Source organism: Flavobacterium daejeonense DSM 17708 (assembly GCF_000425425.1).
GTDB classification, from domain to species: Bacteria; Bacteroidota; Bacteroidia; order Flavobacteriales; family Flavobacteriaceae; genus Flavobacterium; species Flavobacterium daejeonense.
In genome coordinates, this window is sequence record NZ_AUDK01000015.1 from 1 (window position 1) to 19,962 (window position 19,962).

The 19,962-nt window shown below is 32.6% G+C and carries 16 protein-coding genes; 13 read left to right on the top strand and 3 right to left on the bottom strand.

Going from position 1 to position 19,962, the window contains the following annotated elements:
- Positions 1 to 328, top strand: a 328-nt coding sequence (locus H599_RS0111225) for an IS3 family transposase (RefSeq protein WP_026714225.1), incomplete at its 5' end; no start/stop codon positions are given.
- Between the two features lie 56 nt (positions 329 to 384).
- Here the strand turns inward: H599_RS0111225 and H599_RS0111230 are convergent.
- Positions 385 to 765: a DoxX family membrane protein gene (locus H599_RS0111230; protein ID WP_026714226.1), complete on the bottom strand. Its 381-nt coding sequence runs from the start codon at positions 763 to 765 to the stop codon at positions 385 to 387.
- A 392-nt stretch (positions 766 to 1,157) separates the two neighbouring features.
- Between H599_RS0111230 and H599_RS0111235 the strand changes: the two genes are divergently transcribed.
- Together H599_RS0111235 and tilS are read left to right on the top strand one after the other, a co-directional pair.
- The gene (locus tag H599_RS0111235; protein ID WP_035141494.1) at positions 1,158 to 2,444 is read left to right on the top strand and encodes an anthranilate synthase component I family protein; all 1,287 of its coding nucleotides are present in this window, start codon (positions 1,158 to 1,160) and stop codon (positions 2,442 to 2,444) included.
- A gap of 17 nt (positions 2,445 to 2,461) precedes the next feature.
- Positions 2,462 to 3,775: a tRNA lysidine(34) synthetase TilS gene (gene tilS / locus H599_RS0111240; RefSeq protein ID WP_026714228.1), complete on the top strand. Its 1,314-nt coding sequence runs from the start codon at positions 2,462 to 2,464 to the stop codon at positions 3,773 to 3,775.
- Between the two features lie 65 nt (positions 3,776 to 3,840).
- Here the strand turns inward: tilS and H599_RS0111245 are convergent, their stop codons facing one another.
- On the bottom strand, positions 3,841 to 4,446 hold the full coding sequence (locus H599_RS0111245) for an REP-associated tyrosine transposase (protein ID WP_026714229.1): 606 nt from the start codon (positions 4,444 to 4,446) through the stop codon (positions 3,841 to 3,843).
- 570 nt (positions 4,447 to 5,016) lie between these two features.
- On the opposite strand from H599_RS0111245, the gene H599_RS0111250 reads away from it, so the two are divergent.
- The 4 genes from H599_RS0111250 to H599_RS0111265 are packed head-to-tail and all read left to right on the top strand — an operon-like array spanning position 5,017 to position 11,059.
- Positions 5,017 to 7,221, top strand: coding sequence for a Helicase associated domain protein (locus H599_RS0111250; RefSeq protein ID WP_026714230.1), 2,205 nt, complete (start codon positions 5,017 to 5,019; stop codon positions 7,219 to 7,221).
- A complete protein-coding gene (locus H599_RS0111255; RefSeq protein WP_026714231.1) occupies positions 7,211 to 7,393 on the top strand; it encodes a DNA modification system-associated small protein in 183 nt (60 codons plus the stop codon). Before H599_RS0111250 ends, H599_RS0111255 begins: the two co-directional genes overlap by 11 nt.
- Complete coding sequence (dndD, locus tag H599_RS0111260) at positions 7,390 to 9,492, top strand: DNA sulfur modification protein DndD (protein WP_026714232.1); 2,103 nt, start codon at positions 7,390 to 7,392, stop codon at positions 9,490 to 9,492. The genes H599_RS0111255 and dndD overlap by 4 nt, the downstream gene beginning before the upstream one ends.
- A complete protein-coding gene (locus H599_RS0111265) occupies positions 9,482 to 11,059 on the top strand; it encodes a DndE family protein (protein WP_026714233.1) in 1,578 nt (525 codons plus the stop codon). The genes dndD and H599_RS0111265 overlap by 11 nt, the downstream gene beginning before the upstream one ends.
- A gap of 71 nt (positions 11,060 to 11,130) precedes the next feature.
- Here the strand turns inward: H599_RS0111265 and H599_RS0111270 are convergent, their stop codons facing one another.
- Positions 11,131 to 12,666: a YifB family Mg chelatase-like AAA ATPase gene (locus H599_RS0111270; protein WP_026714234.1), complete on the bottom strand. Its 1,536-nt coding sequence runs from the start codon at positions 12,664 to 12,666 to the stop codon at positions 11,131 to 11,133.
- A gap of 402 nt (positions 12,667 to 13,068) precedes the next feature.
- On the opposite strand from H599_RS0111270, the gene H599_RS0111280 reads away from it, so the two are divergent.
- The 6 genes from H599_RS0111280 to H599_RS0111305 all read left to right on the top strand — a co-directional run bounded on the left by H599_RS0111280 (position 13,069) and on the right by H599_RS0111305 (position 19,900).
- Positions 13,069 to 14,538: a sodium:solute symporter family protein gene (locus tag H599_RS0111280; RefSeq protein WP_026714235.1), complete on the top strand. Its 1,470-nt coding sequence runs from the start codon at positions 13,069 to 13,071 to the stop codon at positions 14,536 to 14,538.
- Positions 14,519 to 14,953 (top strand): GNAT family N-acetyltransferase, encoded by a 435-nt coding sequence (locus H599_RS0111285; protein ID WP_026714236.1) that lies wholly within the window; start codon positions 14,519 to 14,521, stop codon positions 14,951 to 14,953. Before H599_RS0111280 ends, H599_RS0111285 begins: the two co-directional genes overlap by 20 nt.
- Before the next feature lie 6 nt (positions 14,954 to 14,959).
- Positions 14,960 to 16,114, top strand: a complete 1,155-nt coding sequence (locus H599_RS0111290; protein ID WP_035141511.1) for an amidohydrolase — start codon at positions 14,960 to 14,962, stop codon at positions 16,112 to 16,114.
- On the top strand, positions 16,104 to 17,255 hold the full coding sequence (gene alr, locus H599_RS0111295; protein ID WP_026714238.1) for an alanine racemase: 1,152 nt from the start codon (positions 16,104 to 16,106) through the stop codon (positions 17,253 to 17,255). The genes H599_RS0111290 and alr overlap by 11 nt, the downstream gene beginning before the upstream one ends.
- Positions 17,255 to 18,328: an alanine/ornithine racemase family PLP-dependent enzyme gene (locus tag H599_RS0111300; protein WP_026714239.1), complete on the top strand. Its 1,074-nt coding sequence runs from the start codon at positions 17,255 to 17,257 to the stop codon at positions 18,326 to 18,328. Before alr ends, H599_RS0111300 begins: the two co-directional genes overlap by 1 nt.
- A 258-nt stretch (positions 18,329 to 18,586) precedes the next feature.
- The gene (locus H599_RS0111305; protein ID WP_026714240.1) at positions 18,587 to 19,900 is read left to right on the top strand and encodes an ammonium transporter; all 1,314 of its coding nucleotides are present in this window, start codon (positions 18,587 to 18,589) and stop codon (positions 19,898 to 19,900) included.
- Positions 19,901 to 19,962: the final 62 nt, after the last annotated feature.

Consider the following 19,962-nt stretch of genomic DNA (forward strand, 5'->3'; position numbering starts at 1 on the left):
ATTTAAAAAAATACCAAACAATACTAATCTAATCTTACATTCAGACCAGGGTTGGCAATATCAAATGAAACAATATCAATTTTTATTAAAACAAAAAGGAATCATACAAAGCATGTCGAGAAAAGGAAATTGTTTGGATAACGCTATTATTGAAAATTTCTTTGGAATAATCAAATCAGAGCTATTTTACCTTAAAAAATATAACTCTATAATTCAATTGAAAGAAGAAATTCATCAATACATTGTCTATTATAATAACCAAAGAATTAAATCAAATTTAAACAAAATGAGCCCGATACAATATCGAGCTCATCATTATCAAAATTAATTATTAATTTGTCTAAACTTTTGGGTGCAGTCTATTTCGGGACGGGTTTTGTTTTTCTAACCATTCATTTTAAACAATCCTTTGTAGTTTTGCCAGTGCGAATAAATCAGGAAGAGATTCCCTAGAAAAACAGCAATACCAATAGGAAGATTGTTTGGGGTTAAAAAGTAATTAATTAACAGAATATTGATAATTACGGGAAAAATGACAATATTGGCCAGAGTGGTAAATTTTCCGGTAATAAATGACAAGCCACATAAAAATTCAACTGATTTTGCTAAAGGCATTAAATAAGTTGAAGCGATTAAACCAATTTGGAACGCTTTGAAATCTCCTGTAGTTGTTGGTTCCGGATTAGAGAGTACAAAATAACTAATAGAAGTACAAAGAAATATGGCTCCCATGAGCGTACGAACAATAAGGGTTGCAATTTTCATGATATATTAGATTTTATGGGTTAGCAAATCAAAAAAATCAGGTTGCGGTCCGGCACTTTCATTGTTGGTAAAAACTCTCTTTAGATAACCGTTTCAATCAGAAAAAACCAGTATTTGCAGTTAGAACAAACTACTTTTAGCGGCTTTTGTTTTTCTGTTCTATTGTAAATTTACAAAAAATGCAGCTGATTTTGTGTTTTTTAAGAAATTATTATTTGTTGAAATGTTAATTTGATAATCTATTGGTGATTTGCTTTTAAATTTAATGATAAAACTTTTGTTTGTAATTATGATTTTCGAATTCCAAAAGTCATTGTTCTGTGTTAAAATCTGAAAGTAAAATCCCCAATAAGTCGCGTATTTATTGTAATTTTACCCTTTAAAATTTTACTTTGAGAACATTCTTTACAAAAGATATAACAGGCTTACAATTCCTTAAAAAACAGCTTTTGTTGTGGTCACAGCAGTTTCGGGAAGTGACTTTTTTGGATAGTAATCAATACCAACAGGAATATTCCAGTTACGACTGGATTTTGGCCGTGGATGCTTTTACTTCAATTAAAACCGATTATTTTAATGCTTTTGAAGACTTAAAACAATACCAACAATCCAGCAGAGACTGGTTGTTTGGCTATTTGTCTTATGATTTAAAAAACGATACCGAAGCATTAACTTCTGAGAATTTTGACGGTTTGCATTTTCCGGATTTGTTTTTTTACCAGCCAAAAAAGCTTTTTTTAGCCAAAGGAAATAAATTAGAAATTAGGTATTTGCATTTTTGTGATGATGAATTTGAAGAAGACTGGAAGGAAATTATTTCTTTGACAGCTGATTTTGAAGTTACAGCCACAACTTTGCCTATACAGCAACGTATTTCAGAAGAGGCTTACAAGCAAAAGGTAAGTAAAATGCTGGATTATATTCACAGAGGAGATTTGTATGAGGCTAATTTTTGCATGGAATTTTATGCCGAAAACGCACAAATAGATCCATTAGATACTTTTTTAAAACTGAATGTTATTTCCAAACCGCCTTTTGCAGTATTTTTTAAAAATCACAAACAGTTTTTATTGTCGGCTTCACCCGAACGCTATTTGAAGAAAGAAGGAGATACACTTATTTCGCAGCCGATAAAAGGAACAGCCAAGCGTTTTTTGGATCTTGTTGAGGATGAAAAGTCTAAAAACGAATTGGCAACCAATGCCAAAGAGCGTGCTGAAAACATTATGATAACTGATTTGGTTCGGAATGATTTGTCGCATACGGCTCAAAAAGGCTCTGTTCAGGTAACGGAGTTATGTGGGATTTATTCGTTTCTACAAGTGCATCAAATGATTTCAACTATTACTTCAAAACTTGATACGCAATACACTGGTGTTGATGTTTTAAGGTTTACTTTTCCGATGGGAAGTATGACCGGAGCTCCAAAGATTTCAGTAATGAAGATTATTGAAGAACTGGAAGAAACGAAAAGAGGTTTGTACAGCGGAGCCGTAGGTTATTTTACTCCTGAAGGTGATTTTGATTTTAATGTGGTTATCCGTAGTATCTTATATAATCAGGAAAATAAATATTTGTCTTTTTCGGTAGGAAGTGCCATAACTTCGCTTTCGGTTCCGGAAAAAGAATATCAGGAATGCTTGTTGAAAGCAAAAGCCATGTTTGAAGTGTTGCAATAAATTTTAATTGATAATTCATGTTCGAAAAGTTTGAAAAACATATCCGTCAAAATTTTCCTTTTCTGGAAAAAAGTCGCTTGCTTTTGGCTGTTAGCGGAGGAATTGACAGCATGGTTTTAGTTCATTTGTTACATCAATTGAAGTGTAATATTGCGTTGTGTCACTGTAATTTTCAATTACGTGGATTGGAAAGTTTTGGAGATCAGCATTTTGTTCAGGATTATGCTGATGCGAATGCAATTCCGTTGTTTGTAACGCAGTTTGACACCGAAGCTTTTGCGGATGATTTTAAACTATCTACACAAATTGCTGCACGGGAATTGCGTTACAATTGGTTTTACGAATTATTAGAAACTGAGAATTACGATTATATTTTAACGGCGCATCATGCCGATGATAGCATTGAAACTTTTTTAATTAATTTAAGCAGAGGAACCGGATTAGAGGGTTTGACGGGAATTCCGTCTCAAAATGGTAAAATTATTCGTCCCTTGTTGTCTTTTTCGAGAGCTGAAATTTTGGAATACGCTAAAGAAAATCATATTCAATGGCGCGAAGACAGCAGTAATGCTTCGGATAAATATTTGCGAAATAAAATCAGACATCATATGGTCCCTTTGCTAAAAGAATTAAATCCGCAATTTTTGGAAAGCTTTCAAAAAACACAGACTTACCTTCAACAATCTCAGGAATTAGTTGAAGATGCCGCTATAATGGTCTTTCAGCAGGTTGCGAAAGAAGAAGGAGAGATAATTGTTTTTGATTTGAAACAATTGTTGAAATTGCCTAATTATTCTTCGTATTTGTACCAATGGCTGCATGAATTTGGATTTACTGCCTGGGAAGATATCTATGATTTGGTGGAAAGTCAGTCCGGGAAGCAGGTTTTTTCAGCTAATTACCGTTTGTTAAAAGACAGAGGGCAATTGATTCTTAGTCCGCTTCAATTAGAGATCGAAAATTCCGAATACTGGATAGAAAAGGATTGCGGTGTAATTGATACTCCTTTACATCTTCGTTTTGAAAAAGCTGATAATATTGAAAATACTTCGACAAACACAATATTTGTTGATGCGGATAAATTGCAATATCCTTTGGCCTTAAAGCCTTGGCAGGAAGGCGATGCTTTTCAACCTTTTGGAATGAACGGAAAATCCAAGAAGTTGAGCAAACTTTTTAAAGACGAAAAATTATCTTTAATTGAAAAAGATAATTGCTGGGTTCTTTGGTCAGCTAATCAAATTGTTTGGGTAGTGGGAGTTCGTCAGGACGAAAGATTCCGAATTTTGGATAGTACAAATAATATTTTGAAAATTACTTTAGAATTTTAAACCACTAACCCAAGCTCCGCAAAGTCTCCGACTTTGCGGATGTGATTAAAGGTCTGCGACCTTCATTACCAATTGTATATTGTATTGATTGATTGTGGTTTCAAAACGTCTATTACTGGATTATCTACTTTTGTAATTGTTATAATTCCATTATTGTTAACATAATTTGAAGCACTGGAATATAAATAATGAGAAGCTTTGGAAACAATTCCTGCGCGAACAGGATTCAAATGGATATAATCCAATTTCGACCAAAAAAACTTTTCAGAGTAAATTTCTTCGGGATGATTACCATACTGCCAAAACTGATATTTTTCATTTCGATTATGACTTTTACAAGCAAATTCAAAACGTTTCAGCATCCAATTGGCTCTACTTTCTGGCTCTGTTTCTATTTTATTCAAAATGGTTTTTGCTGTAAACTTCTTGAAATCCCGAATCAAATCGGATAATTTACTGTTTTCTGACTGAATGATTAAATGAATATGATTAGACATAATTACAAAGCCATACAAAATCATTCCTTTGTTTTTTATACAAAAATCCAAACTTTCTATTATACAATCTTTATATGTTTTTCTAGAAAAAACATCAACCCAGTCTACAACCGTTGCGGTTATAAAATGCACTTTGCATTGATCTCGAATTATGTATCCTTCTTTTTCTTTCATATTTTTTTAAAGGTCAGTCAGAGACTGAAAATCACATCCTCAAAGTCGGAGACTTTGCGGAGCTTGGGTGATTCAACAAAAAGCATTCTTCAAATTAGTTTAGAACTTTAAGCCGCAAACTACAAATAAAAAAAACATTACCCCAGCCAACCATCTCTGTCCAGACTTCGATATTGAATGGCTTCGGCAATATGAGCAGCAGCAACTTCCGGGGAAGTTTCTAAGTCGGCGATAGAGAGTCTCTTTAAGTGTATTTTTTATAAGTATTAAAAAACAAAAATAATTTTAAATACTTGTAATATTTTAGCTATATTGCAAAATAAATATTAGACTACACAAAATAGTGCAAATGTACCTGGATAGGTATGAATAGTAGGTGTTTAATAGTATAAATAAATTGTATTTAATGCAGGCATATTTGGTTTTTTGTTAATACAAAAGCTAATGCTGAAGAAATCTAAAGTGCTTTTTTGTAACATTTAAAGAAAAGAGGAAAACCATAATAATAAACAATAAATAAAATAACTGTATTTTTAGGATATTATTAAAAATAACTGATTTGCAAAAAGAATGACAATTGACGAAATCTATAAAAAAGAAGAAATAAGTGTTAGATCTTATCACGTTTGCAAATACAACGAATTACACTTTGTATCTGATTTAAAGAAGTATTATTACAAAAATAAATCCTTCGAGAAACTTCGAAATTGCGGTAGGAAATCAAATGAAGAACTCATTGAGATATGTAATAAATATCTAGACGACTATATTGAAAATAAAGATATTGAAGTCAAAAAAGAAAATCCTCTAAAAACAATAATTTCAGAGTTAACAAGAGTTCAAAGGGAAGTAATAAATAGTTTCATTTATGTAAATACTAACAGCTTATCAGTAAGAAGTAAGAATGCAATATCACTGCATTTAAAAAACAACTTAAAGGTTAAAAGCTTTATAGAAAAAATACTGCTTTCCGAAAGTTTCAATGTTCAAAATATAAAAAATGTTGGTGCTAAATGTGTACCTGAAATAGAAGTTTATATTTTAATCATTAAGGATTTCATATTTGAAGTAAGCCAAACAACAGATGAAAATTATTTAATTGCATTAAAAAATAAATTTTTAATACAACGAACTTTCGATATTCCATTAGTTCCTAGTGAAATATTAGAGTCAGAATCAATTTTTCAACTTACAGACTTTCTCTTAAATCAAAACGCATTTTTTGATGAAACTCAAACAGTTATTGTTAAGCGAGCGTTGAAGTTATTCAATAATCAAAAAGAACTTACACTTGATGAGATAGCTGAACAAGTTGAACTTTCTAGAGAAAGAGTAAGACAAATAAGAAAACTTTGTTTTGAAGAATTATTTAACAAGCTACTTTTTATTTCTAATTTCAATGACGATTTATTTCAAAAATATAGCATAGATGTTGAATCAATGTATATTGAAATAAACACAGATATTTTAGATAAAATCAACCAATCAAATAACACAGATTTTTCTAGAGAATTTATCACTTACATACTTTCAGCATATCTAAAAGATAGTTTTTCTGTAGTTGGGAATTATGAAGATGTATTACAACCAAAATATTTTAATTCACGCAACAGACACAATTGGAATAACTTCTATTTAGTAGAAAAAGAATTATCCTCGGAATTTGATTTCACTTCTTTTACTAATGATATTTCAAACAGGTTAAGCGATAGAATTGAAGAATCGTATTTCTTTAATTTCAAAAGCTATTTATCAAAGTTTCTATCAAACAGCAATATTGATATTCTAGACTTGTTGTTTCCAATTTGTGAGAAAATAATTAATGAAGAATTTGAAATTTATCTTGATTTAGATGAAAACATAAATTTCAAAAGAAACACTACTCGACAAGCACACGAATATGCTTTTGAAGCACTTGAACATTTAGGAAAACCTTCAAAGGTTAAAGAGATTTTTGAAAAGGTAATAGAACTGCATCCCAACTATGACACAGAAGAAGCAAAAATCAGAGTTTCAATGAAACGGAAAAATGGTTTTGTGCCAATTGGTAGAAAAAGTGTATTTGGTTTGAAAAAATGGGAAAGTGAATTGGACAATTTCAAAGGAGGTACAATACGAGATATTGTTGAAGAATATTTAATGCAATTTTCTGTACCGATACATATTTCACACATAACAGAACACGTTTTAAAATTTCGTCCAAAATCAAATCAATATAGCATTCTTCAAAATTTAAAACTTGATGAATCTGGATTGTACATATTTTTTAAAGGTTCGCATATAGGATTAACAATAAAAAAATACAAATCTGACTTTAAGAGAATATCGGAAGTCCAGAAAACCGATAAGAAAACGTGGGAAGAAAGGTTTGAAATGCTTCAAAATTTTGTCTCAATAGAAAAAAGGCTACCATTTTCAAATGGTGTGCCTGATAAAGAAATAAAACTTTACCGTTGGCTTAATGTTCAAAAAAGTACGCAAAATAAAGGAAAATTAACTAAAAATAAAGAGGATAAGCTAAACAGCTTATTAGCGAAATATCCAAGTATTAATGGTAGACAAAGATTGAACTCAAATGAGAAGTATCAAGAATTAATCTCATTTGTTACGAATAATCATAGGTTGCCTTCAGCTAATAAAAATGGTGAGGAAAATTTATATCAATTCTTTTACAAACAGAGAAAGCTATTTGATAAAAACGAACTTGACAGCAAAGAACAAAATAAATTTATTGAAGTTGCTAAACTTCTTCAAAATATAAAATATGAAAATTAAAGAAGCTAAACTATTGCAAAATCAAAGACTCAAAGAGATTTGCAATGATAAGGAAGTCAATTTTGAATCTATTGAAACATTATTGGATTCAGTTAAAACAAAGAAGTTGCTGAAAAGAAATAATTACCATCAGCAAAAAATTAATGATGTTATTGAAAAAGCAATAAAATGAAATTCTCAAACATAAAAATTAACAATTTTAGACAATATTACAATGCTGTAAATATTGATTTAACAACTGATACCGACCAAAATATCGTTGTTATAGGTGGTAGAAATGGTTATGGTAAAACAAATTTCTTGTTATCAATAGTTTGGTGTCTTTATGGTGAAAAAATTTCACAAATTGATGATAACTTTAAAAAGGAAATCCAAAAAGAAAAAAACTATTCATCTTTTATGCAACAGTCTATAAATTGGACAGCAAAAAGAGAAAATAAAGATACATTTTCGGTTAGTATTAAAGTTTCAGAAATAGAATTACCAGAATTGAGTAAACTAAATTCAAACTCTGATAGTGTTATTATAACTAGAACATTTAATGTTACTAGTATGAATGAAACACTTTCTATTTCAGATACTAATTCGAATATGGAAATATTTGATGATGAAGCTGATAAAATTAATTTCATCAATGATTATATAATTCCAATAGATGCTGCAAAATTTGTGTTTTTTGATGCAGAAAAAATCTCTGAAATAGCAAATTTATCTATTAAGGAAGAAGGTAGTTTTATAAATGATGCATTAGGAAAAATATTAGGTCTTGATACATACGACACTCTAATTGAAGATATAGAGTTTTACATTAATACCTTAAAAAAAGAAGGAGCAACTAAAAATTTACAAGAACAAATAGTAGATAAAGAAAAAGCAATTGAACTCTCTGAAATTGATATTGAAAAACTTGAAGAGGAAAATGCCGAAAAACTTAAAGAGATTGATGATTTAAAGAAAACCATAAGACAATATGATAATCTTATATCGCAACACAGTAAACAAGGCAATTCAACATTTGATAGAGATTCAATTTTATCAGAAATAGAAAAGTTAAAAGCAAAGGAATCTGAACTATCTGAAAGATTTAATGAATTAAGCGAGATAATTCCGTTAGCAATTTTAACAGGTAAACTTGAAGAGGTAAGTGAACATCTTGAAATTCAAGAGAAAAACACAATATCCCAAAATTCCTCAAAAGAAAATTCTGAAAAAATAGAGAATTTTATTGAACTACTTTTTAATAAACCACCTGAACCTGAAAATTCTACTATGTCATTCAAGGATAAGCTTTTTTATTACGATAAGGCCAAAAATTTAGGTTCAGAATTGTTTGCCTCTAATGGAGATTATCAGGATTTAGAATTTGAACACGATTTAAACAATTCTGAAAAAAGCTTAATCTATGATGCAATTAATCTTGTAAGTTCTCAATCAAAAGACTTATTCGAAACAACAATTGAAGAATTCAACAAGACAAGAATCAAACTTGCAGAATTAAACAAAACGTTGAGCAAAGTTGATGCTGATATGGAAGATGAATTGATTTTAGACTATTCATCAAAAAAAGAAACAGCAGATTACAACATCACAGAAAATAATAGAAAAATTGGAGAGAATAATCAGCAAATAAACAAACTTAAAGGTGACATAATACGACTAAACCAACAGTTATCTGTTTTAGTTAAAAAAGTTGATGTTAATGCCCAAAACAAAATTAAGATTAAAGAAAGTCAAAAGTACATTGACGTCTTAAATTCATTCCTTGAAGAACAGAAAAACAAACATAAAGACAGTCTTGAAAAAACAATTTTAAGCGAGTTAAAAATTTTAATGCACAAACTTGGAAGCGAAGAAAATAGTAGCAAGTTTATTGAAGATGTAAAAGTTACCATTTTAGCATCTGGCCAAGGAATGAAAATAACTCTTTTGGATCAAGACGATAATGAAATTAGAAAGGAGAGCTTATCTTCTGGTGAAAAACAAATTTATATTTCGTGCTTAATAAAAGCAATCTTAAACGAATCGATACAAAGTTTACCAATATTTATAGATACACCTCTTGGAAGACTTGATGAAGAACATAGAGATAATATCACTAAAAAATATTATCCTGCTCTTTCTGAACAAGTTGTATTATTCTCTACAAATAGCGAGATTACGCCTAAAAGGCATAAAGACATTTCAGCAAATATTTCTAAATCCTATTTATTATTTAATGATGGGGCAAACACAAATTTAAAAACAGGTTATTTCCAAGGTTATGAGAATTAAAATAAGCAAAGAAAATGACGAATTATTATATAAGCTAAAAACCTTATACAATTTTAAAAATGACGGTATAGTCCCTCGTATTGCATTTTCCAATAGTTTGCTATCAGGGAAAATATTTGACATTGAAAATGATATTATTCCAAGCTCTGATGGTAAAGAATTTAGAGATGATAAAGCAATTTTTGGAACTGTTATAGGGAATGGTTCAAATACAATAATTTTTAAATCTATTCTTGACCAACATTATGGCAGAAATACATTTGAAGATGAATTTATAAAACTATTTAAGCTTCATCTAAATCACGGATTAGAAATTTGGAATAGTAAAATTGAAAAAGCCAACATATCTAAAGGTGACCACATTGATATTCTTTTAAAAGTTGTTAAAAGCGGACTGGATTTAAGGAAAAACGTTGTTAAAACAAACATTTCCTCAAAAAACATTGATGTCAAAGAGTTTGAAGACCTTTTAACTTTTGAATTAGGCCAAACAGTAGAAGGTGAAAATGTTGTTATAAGAATTAATGATTTAAGAGAGTTTGACAATAGAAATATAGCAATTGCTGGAATGGCTGGTTCTGGTAAAACGCAATTAATGAAAGATATTTTATATCAAATTTCTAAAAACACTAATAATGAACTGAAGTTTATCTTCTTTGATTACAAAGGAGAAGGAAACCCAGAACAATTGAAGCCTTTTCTAGATGCTACTAAATGTGAGTTTGTTGATATTGTAAATGATGGTGGTATTGAGTTTAACCCATTTTTATCTATAAATCTTGACGAAAGACAAAGACCTTTTAGCATAAGAGCTTTTGTTGATACGATATCTACTTTCGTTCCTAGAATGGGTGTGAGTCAAGAGAATATATTAATTACTCTAATTAATGATTTATTAGACAGTAAAAATGGTAGTTATCCCACTATTTTAGAATTATTTGAGGAATTAGAAAACTACTATGAGGAAAACAATATTAGGCAAGATACTTTATATTCAATTATACGTGATTTGTCTACAAACATCTTTAACTGTGACCCGAATAATCTAAACATTTTAGATAAAAGTTTATATCTCAATCTTCCACCAGCTTTGTCTGACACTTTAAGACAGTTGGTTGTATTCTTATTATTGAGATATTTCAACTCTTATTTTAGTTCTACGAATGATTGTGAGCCAAAAGACCATATTTTTCCATTACGTTATGTAATTGTAATTGATGAAGCACATATATACTTAAAAAATAAAAATGCTAGAAAGGCACTTGAAGAACTTTTGAGATTATTAAGGTCAAAAGGTGTTATTATCGTTATGCTTTCACAAGGAGTTGAAGACTACAAAACAAAAGACTTTGATTTTGCTTCACAAGTAAAACTTCCTATTTGTTTGAATGTTCAAAATAAGGATTATAAATCCATTAGTAATTTTGTTGGTACACCAAGCAGTAAGTACAAATTGGAAACTGAAATCAAAAAATTAGAATCAGGAAAAGGACTTATAAATATTGGCGAACCAAAAATGATTGAATTAAGACAATGGTGGAAAACGAAAAAAGAAGAGAATATTTAGAGAAGCAAGTATCGCAATCTCGAAAGCTTTCGGGATTGCGGAACGAAAGTTGAGCTAAAAACTAAAAAACATTACCCCAGCCAACCATCTCTGTCCAGACTTCGATATTGAATGGCTTCGGCAATATGAGCAGCAGCAACTTCCGGGGAAGTTTCTAAGTCGGCGATGGTTCGGGCAACTTTCAAAATTCGGTCGTAGGCTCTGGCGGAAAGATTCAGTCGTTCCATCGCATTTTTTAATAAGGTTTTGGAATCTTCGTTTAAGGCGCAAAATTCGCGGATGTGTTTCGTATTCATTTGCGCATTGTAATGAATATTATCCATTTTTTCAAATCGTACCGATTGAATTTCGCGGGCAGCAGTCACTCTTTTTCGAATGGTCACGCTGTTTTCGGCTTTTTGATTATCGGATAATTTTTCAAATGGGACAGGTGTAACTTCGATATGAATATCGATTCGGTCTAATAATGGCCCTGAAATTTTGCTCAGATAACGTTGCATTTCGTAAGGCGAAGCGGTTTGCGCGGCATTGGGATCATTGAAAAATCCACTCGGACTGGGATTCATACTCGCAACCAGCATAAAAGAGGAAGGGTAAGTCACCGTGAATTTGGCGCGTGAAATAGTAACTTCTCTGTCTTCAAGAGGTTGACGCATGACTTCCAACACATCACGTTTGAATTCAGGTAGTTCGTCTAAAAATAAAACCCCATTGTGAGCCATCGAAATCTCACCCGGTTGCGGATAACTGCCGCCGCCCACCAAAGCCACATTAGAAATGGTGTGATGCGGACTTCGAAAAGGACGCTGATTCATCAAGCCAACTTCTTTTAGTTTTCCGGCAACGCTATGGATTTTAGTAGTTTCCAGAGCTTCGTGTAAGGTCATAGGAGGGAGAATGCTTGGTAAACGTTTGGCTAGCATGGTTTTTCCGGCTCCCGGAGGACCAATGAGAATAATGTTGTGACCGCCTGCTGCGGCAATTTCCATACATCTTTTAATGCTTTCCTGACCTTTGACATCCGAAAAATCAAATTCGGGAAAGTCTAATTCTTTGTAAAATTCGGCTCTGGTATCGATTTTTGTAGGTTCCAAATTGCCTTTTCCTTCAAAAAAATCAATGACTTCCTGTACGTTTTCTACTCCGTAAACGTCCAAATCTTTAACTATTGCTGCTTCTTTGACATTATGTTTAGGGAGAAAAAAGCCTTTGAAACCTTCTGCTTTGGCTTTGATAGCAATAGGTAAAGCCCCTTTTATGGGTTGTAAGCTGCCGTCAAGCGATAATTCGCCCATGATAATGTATTTGTCGATTTTGTCTCCTTTTATTTGGCCGGAAGCAACCAAAATGCCTAAAGCAAGTGTCAGGTCGTAAGCAGAACCTTCTTTGCGTAAATCGGCAGGAGCCATATTGATAGTGATTTTTTTGCCGGGCAGCATATAACCATTGTTTTTTAAAGCAGCCGCAATGCGAAAACTACTTTCTTTAATAGCATTGTCAGGCAAACCAACTAAATGGTATCCGACACCTTTATCAACATTAACTTCTACGGTGATGGTAGTGGCTTCTACTCCAAAAACGGCACTTCCAAATACTTTTATTAGCATATAAAATGATTCTGAATAGTGATTAAAAATAAGAATTTTTTTATTACAAAAGTATTTTTTGATAAGGTATTTTTGAGGTTATAAGAAAGCATAAGTTTTAAGTTTTATGTTTGGAAAAGCTGTTCAAATCCGATAAAAAGTAAGCTTAAAGATTAAGGTGTGTAAATAGTAATGCTAAAAAAACATCTGTTTTTGGCTGTTTTTTTATATATTTGCGAATATTTATTTGTTTTTTCAGGGTTTAATAGTGGAAAATAAGTCATTTTTTCATTTCCCTTTTTCTGATTTCAAATTCTTGAAATCGTTGTTACAAAATAATTCTTTTTTGCAGTTAGCTGCATCTTTAGCCTCTTGGAAGAATTCCTTATCGGGCTTTAAAATAATCGTAATAATTAAAAGAAAATGCACATCATTGATTATGCAATTTTTTTTGTCTATATGCTGCTAATGCTCGGCGTAGGACTCTATTTTTTTAAAAAAAATGAAACAGCAGAAGATTTTTATGTAAGCGGTCGAAGTATGAATGCCTGGCACATTGGTTTGTCGGTGGTTGCTACTGATGTTGGAGGCGGATTTTCTATTGGTTTGGGAGGTTTGGGTTTTACGATGGGATTATCAGGTTCATGGATGCTGTTTACCGGAGTTTTAGGAGCCTGGTTAAGTGCTGTTTTTTTGATTCCAACCATTAGTCGATTGGGACATAAACATAAATTTTTCACATTTCCTCAGGTTTTTAGTCACTTTTATAATGGAAAAGTAGCTTTTCTAGCCGGTATTATTTCAGCCATTGGTTATATAGGATTTACCAGTTCTCAGGTTTTGGCCGGTGCCAAATTAGCTTCGGCAACCATTAAAGGTTTGGATATTCAAACGGCTTTGATAGTTATGGGAATAATTGCGGTGGCTTATACCTCAATTGGGGGATTAAAAGCGGTAATTTATACCGATACGATTCAGTGGTTGGTCTTGATTTCCGGTTTGGTTTTTATAGGAATTCCGGTAGCTTATCATGCAGTAGGTGGATATGAAGTTATAAAAAACTCTTTGTCTGCTGAATATTTATCACTCACCAATGTTTCTGTTTATCAAATCATCAATTGGTCGGTAACGATAATTCCCATTTGGTTTGTAGGAATGACATTGTACCAACGAATTTACGCCAGTAAAGGGGAAAAAGAAGCTAAGAAAGCCTGGTTGATTGCAGGTGTTTTTGAATGGCCAATAATGGCTTTTATGGGAGTTATTTTAGGAATGCTGGCTAAAGTTGCGGCCAATCAGGGAATGTTTGCCGGAATTACGGATGCGGCTTCAATGGATAGTGAAATGGGATTACCGGTTTTATTGGCTACTATTTTACCTGTCGGATTAATGGGATTGATGTTGTCCTCTTATTTTTCGGCCATACTTTCCACAGCGGATAGTTGTTTAATGGCGGCTTCAGGAAATATAGTTACTGATATTATAAGCAAATTTGCTAAAAACAAATTGACTCATAAAAGAGAATTACAGCTCTCACAAATTGTAACGTTATTGGTGGGAATATTTGCCATTTTTTTGGCTTCGCAAATGCAAAATGTACTGGAGCTTATGCTGTATTCCTATGCGTTCATGGTTTCAGGATTGTTTGTACCTGTTTTGGGAGCTTTGTTTTGGAAAAAAAGTCATTCTATTGCGGCTTTTTGGAGTATGCTGTTGGGAGGAGGAATTACCATTTTGCTGATTCTTACCCAAAATAAGTTGCCATTTGGCATACAGCTTTCAGAAAATTTAGATGCTAATATTTATGGAATAAGTCTTTCGCTTATTTTGTTTATTACAATTTCAATGTATCATCATAAAAAACAATTAAAAAATGAATTTCAAGTTAATTAATACAACAACTGGAGAAGATAAAATCTATTCTAATCAGATAATTGCCGAATTTTTATATACACATTTGGAGCAATACGGCGATAAGATTGAAGATATATTAAAATGTATTGCTTATGTAATGAATCCCCAAAAAGGCGGAAATATCATCGTAGGAATTGATAATGATGCCATTGTAGGGGTTGTGATTTTGAATAATACCGGGATGAAAGGTTTTATTCCTGAAAATATATTGGTTTACATCGCGGTTGATAACAATCAACGAGGGAAAGGCTATGGAAAAAGTTTGATGGAAAAAGCAATTTCAATAGCGGATGGCAATATAGCCCTGCATGTAGAACCTGAAAATCCAGCGAGAAAATTATACGAAAAACTAGGTTTTACTAATAAATATTTAGAAATGCGTCTGATAAAATAGTTGCAAATGGAATATTTTAAAAAACAGCTCAATTCGTTGATTCGCTTTCGCAAAGAGTTGCATCAATTTCCGGAAGTTTCGGGTAAAGAAGTGCAAACAGCGCAAAAAATTTGTGCTTTTTTGGAACAATTTCCACCTGACGAATTAATTAAAAATTTAGGTGGAAACGGAGTTGCGGCTGTTTATAAATCCGGAAAATCCGGTAAAAAAGTATTGTTCAGAGCTGAACTGGATGCTTTGTCAATTGAAGAAATTAATGATTTTGAACATCGGTCACATTATAAATCGGTTTCGCATAAATGTGGTCATGACGGACACATGGCAGTTTTATGTGGTTTGGCAATCGAATTGCATTACAAAAGACCCGAAACAGGAGACGTAATATTTTTGTTCCAGCCTGCTGAAGAAGACGGTACGGGAGCACAAAAAGTGATTCAGGAGTCTGCTTTTTTAACCTTACAACCAGATTATGTTTTTGCCTTGCATAATTTACCGTCTTTTCCGTTGCGTCAGATAGTGGTTAAAAATAATAGTTTTAGCTGTGCGGTTCAAAGTATTATTATAAAATTGAAAGGCAAAACTTCGCACGCAGCCGAACCCGAAAAAGGTATTAATCCGGCATTGTCAATTACCCAAATAATTAATGATTTTCATCAGTTAATACAATCGGATATACGTCAAAAAGACTATTGCCTGATTACACCTATTTATATTCAAATGGGAAAAAAAGCTTATGGTGTGTCGGCCGGAGCTGGTGAAATTCATTTTACTGTTAGAACAACTACAGATACTCAAATGCAAATAAAGGAGCATTTATTAGAAAGTATTACCCGAAAAATAGCCAGTGAACATCAACTTTCAATAGAAACTAAATGGATTCAGGTTTTTCATGCTACTGAAAATAATTCAGAAGCAGCAGATGAAATTCGGAAAGCCGCTCAGAAATTAACATTGGATTTAAATGAAATTGAAAGTCCTTTTAGTTGGGGAGAGGACTTTGGCTTATTTACCCAAAATTACAAGGGAGCTTTATTCGGAATTGGAGCGGGTTTAAATATTCCGGCGCTTCACAATCCGGATTATGATTTTCCGGATGAAATTCTGCCAACAGCAATCCGTCTTTTTTATCAAATTAGTAAACAAATTACAGATGCAAACTAACTCTCTGATAGAACTTAGTCATTCGGCTTATCAAAAAAACATCGATTTTTTAAGGCAGCTATTTGGGAAAAAAGTCATTTTTTCGTCGGTTGTTAAAGGAAACGCTTATGGACATGGAATTCCTGAATTTGTTACAATGGCTTCGGCTTGCGGTGTTCGTCATTTTTCCGTTTTTGATGTTAGTGAAGCCAGAGAGCTTAAAATGGTTTTAAATGATAAAATTACCATTTTAATTATGGGTTTTTTGCAAAAAGAAGATTTGGAATGGATTATTGAAAACGGAATAGAATTTTTTGTTTTTGACAGGAAAAGATTGTCTGAAGCTTGTCAAATAGCGAAAAAACTTCGAAAAAAAGCAATCGTTCATATTGAAGTAGAAACCGGAATGAACCGAACCGGATTTGAAAAATCCGAATTAGCTGCAGTAACTTCTCTTTTGAAAAATGAAAAAGAATATTTAGAATTTAAAGGTTTGTGCACCCATTATGCCGGAGCCGAAAGTATTTCCAATTATTATAGAGTAGAAAGACAAATTGTACGTTTTAAAGAAATAAAACAATACTTTTTAGAAAATGATTTAAAACCTCAAATTTGTCATTCGGCCTGTTCGGCAGCTTCGGTGATGTTTCCGGAAACCAGAATGGATTTGGTACGAATAGGTATTATGCAATACGGGTTATGGCCCAGTCAGGAAGTATTTATCACTTATTTGAATGCAAAAAAAATGAAGCTGGATCCTTTGAGCCGTGTCATTACCTGGAAAAGTGTAGTTATGAGTGTCAAAAAAATAAAGACAACTAATTTTATTGGTTACGGAACCAGTTTTATGGCAAAAAGGGATATGAAAGTCGCTATAATTCCTATTGGTTATGCGCATGGATACAGCAGGTCGTTAAGTAATCACGGGAGAGTACTTATTCAGGGACAGCGTTGTGTAGTTATTGGATTAGTGAATATGAATATGATTGCAGTGGATGTCACTGATATTAAAACAGTAAAAAAAGGAGAAGAAGTGGTTTTAATAGGAAGTCAAAATGAAGGGGTGATTTCTATTGCTTCTTTTGGAGATTACAGCAATCAGCTGAATTATGAATTATTAACCCGAATTTCTAAATCAATACCAAGAAAAATTATAGACTAATGGCATTTATTAAATTATATAGAGAAAAATTAAAGGAAAATTATCAGTTTTTAGATTCAATTTTTAAATCCAGAGGAATTCATTGGGGAGTTGTTTCGAAAATGTTGTGTGGAAATGAGATTTATTTAAAAGAAATTATTGCGTTGGGTGTTCGGGAAATTCACGATTCCAGAGCGAGTAATTTGCGAAAAATAAAAGCATTGGATCCGGAAATTCAAACAGTTTACATCAAACCACCGGCTAAACGCAGTATTGAAAGTATTGTGCGCTATGCTGATGTGAGTTTTAATACCGAAATATATACGATTAAGTTGCTTTCTAAAGAAGCCCAAAAGCAAAATAAAATACATAATATCATTATTATGATTGAAATGGGGGATTTAAGAGAAGGTGTAATGGGAGAAGAGTTGATAGAATTTTATGGTAATGTACTTAGTTTGCCAAATATTGAAATCCGTGGTATAGGAACAAATTTAAATTGTTTGAGCGGAGTGATGCCTACACAGGACAAACTGATTCAGTTAAGTTTGTACAAACAATTAATTGAAGCCAAATTCAATATTCATATTCCCTGGGTTTCCGGCGGAACTTCGGTGGCAGTGCCGTTGATTTTAAAGAATGCCCGTCCGATGGCGGTGAATCATTTTAGAATAGGAGAGGCTCTTTTTTTTGGGAAAGACTTATTTAACGGAGAAACCATAGAGGGAATGCATCACGATGTTTTTAAACTCTACAGTGAAATTATTGAAATCACCGAAAAGCCAGACACACCTACCGGTGAGCTGGGAGAAAATGTAGCAGGACATACATTTTCTGTCGACAAAGCCGAAGATTTAGGAAGTACTTCTTTAAGAGCTATTTTGGATGTAGGATTGTTGGATATGCAACCGCAGTATATAAATCCGGAAGATGAGGGAATTACTATTATTGATGCCAGTTCGGATATGTTGGTAATTGATATTAGTAATTCGAAGCGGAATTACAAAGTAGGGGATTTGGTATCCTTTAATTTAAGATATATGGGAGCACTTTATTTGCTAAATTCTGATTATATTGAAAAAAAGATTGGGTGAAATTCTTTTTTTATTGCAAAATTGTAAATGATATAAGAAATGGATTTCAATTTTGTTTAAGATTTTGCTGTGAGAGCATGTTTTTAGGAGGTGAAATTTAATAAATTGTTATTTTTTGGTGATTTTTTGGTTTGTGCTGTCAAAAAATAAGGGGTTAAACTGTTTAAGTAATAAAAATTTTTGTCTTTAGGGGTGTTTTTTGTGGGGGTATGTTTTCGTTTTATATTTTTGTAAAAAATTTAAACCAAATAAAAAACAATGAGAAAAGTAACTTTAAGTGTAATAATGATTGCGTTGTTAGTCATTACATTATTTTCAAGTTTTATTTTAACTGGAAGCCCAGTTCCATCAGAAGCTGTTGCATTTGATACAGGAGATACTGCCTGGATGATTGTAGCTACAGCTTTAGTTTTACTTATGACTCCGGGATTAGGATTCTTTTACGGAGGTATGGTAGGTAAAAAAAATGTTATCAGTACTATGTTGCAAAGTTTCATGGCAATGATAATTGTTACCGTATTATGGATTGTAGTTGGATTTAGTTTGTCTTTTGGTACTACCATTGGAGGGATTATTGGGGATCCAACGACTTATCCGTTTTTTCAGGGAGTAGGAACTAATACAACATGGAGTTTGGCAGGAACCATTCCATTTATGTTGTTTGCTTTATTCCAGGCTAAATTTGCCATCATTACCCCGGCTTTAATTACGGGAGCTTTTGCCGAAAGAATTCGTTTTTGGGCATATATGTTATTCATGGTATTATTCATTTTAGTGATTTATGCTCCATTGTGTCATATGACCTGGCATCCTGATGGATTATTCTTCAAAATGGGAGTTTTGGATTTTGCAGGAGGAACAGTCGTTCACATGAGTGCCGGATGGGCAGCATTAGCAGGAGCTATGTTCTTAGGAAAAAGAAAAGTACAAAAAGTAAATCCGGCTCGTATTACTTACGTTTTATTAGGAACAGGATTATTATGGTTTGGATGGTTTGGTTTCAACGCTGGTTCGGCTTTAGGAGCTAACGGATTAGCAGTTCAGGCTTTAGGAACTACTACTGTTGCTGCTGCTGCTGCTGGTATGGCCTGGGTGTTTATGGATAAAATTTTAGGACACAAGTTATCTGCTATGGGAGCTTGTATTGGTACGGTTGTAGGTTTAGTTGCAATTACACCGGCAGCCGGTTTTGTAAGCTTACCACATGGAATCTTCATTGGTATGTTCAGTAGTGTTGTAAGTAACTTTATGGTAAGTAAATTTCCTAAAGGAAAAATTGACGATGCTTTGGATGTATTTGCCTGTCACGGTGTTGGAGGTATGGTAGGTATGTTGTTAACAGGAGTTTTTGCTTCTAAAGAAGTAAATTCGGCTGTAGCTGACCAAGGATTAATCTTTGGAGAATCTACTTTGTTTATCAATCAATTTACAGCATTGGTAGTCGTATCTGTTTTTGCATTTTGTGCTTCTTATGCATTATTCTTTATTGTAAACAAAATTACTACTTTAAGAGTTACAGAAGACAAAGAAGAATTAGGTTTGGATATTTCTCAACACGGAGAATATTTATAATAAACTCTTTTATATAGAAAAAAAAGCTTAGTTGAATTGCCAACTAAGCTTTTTTTGTTTTA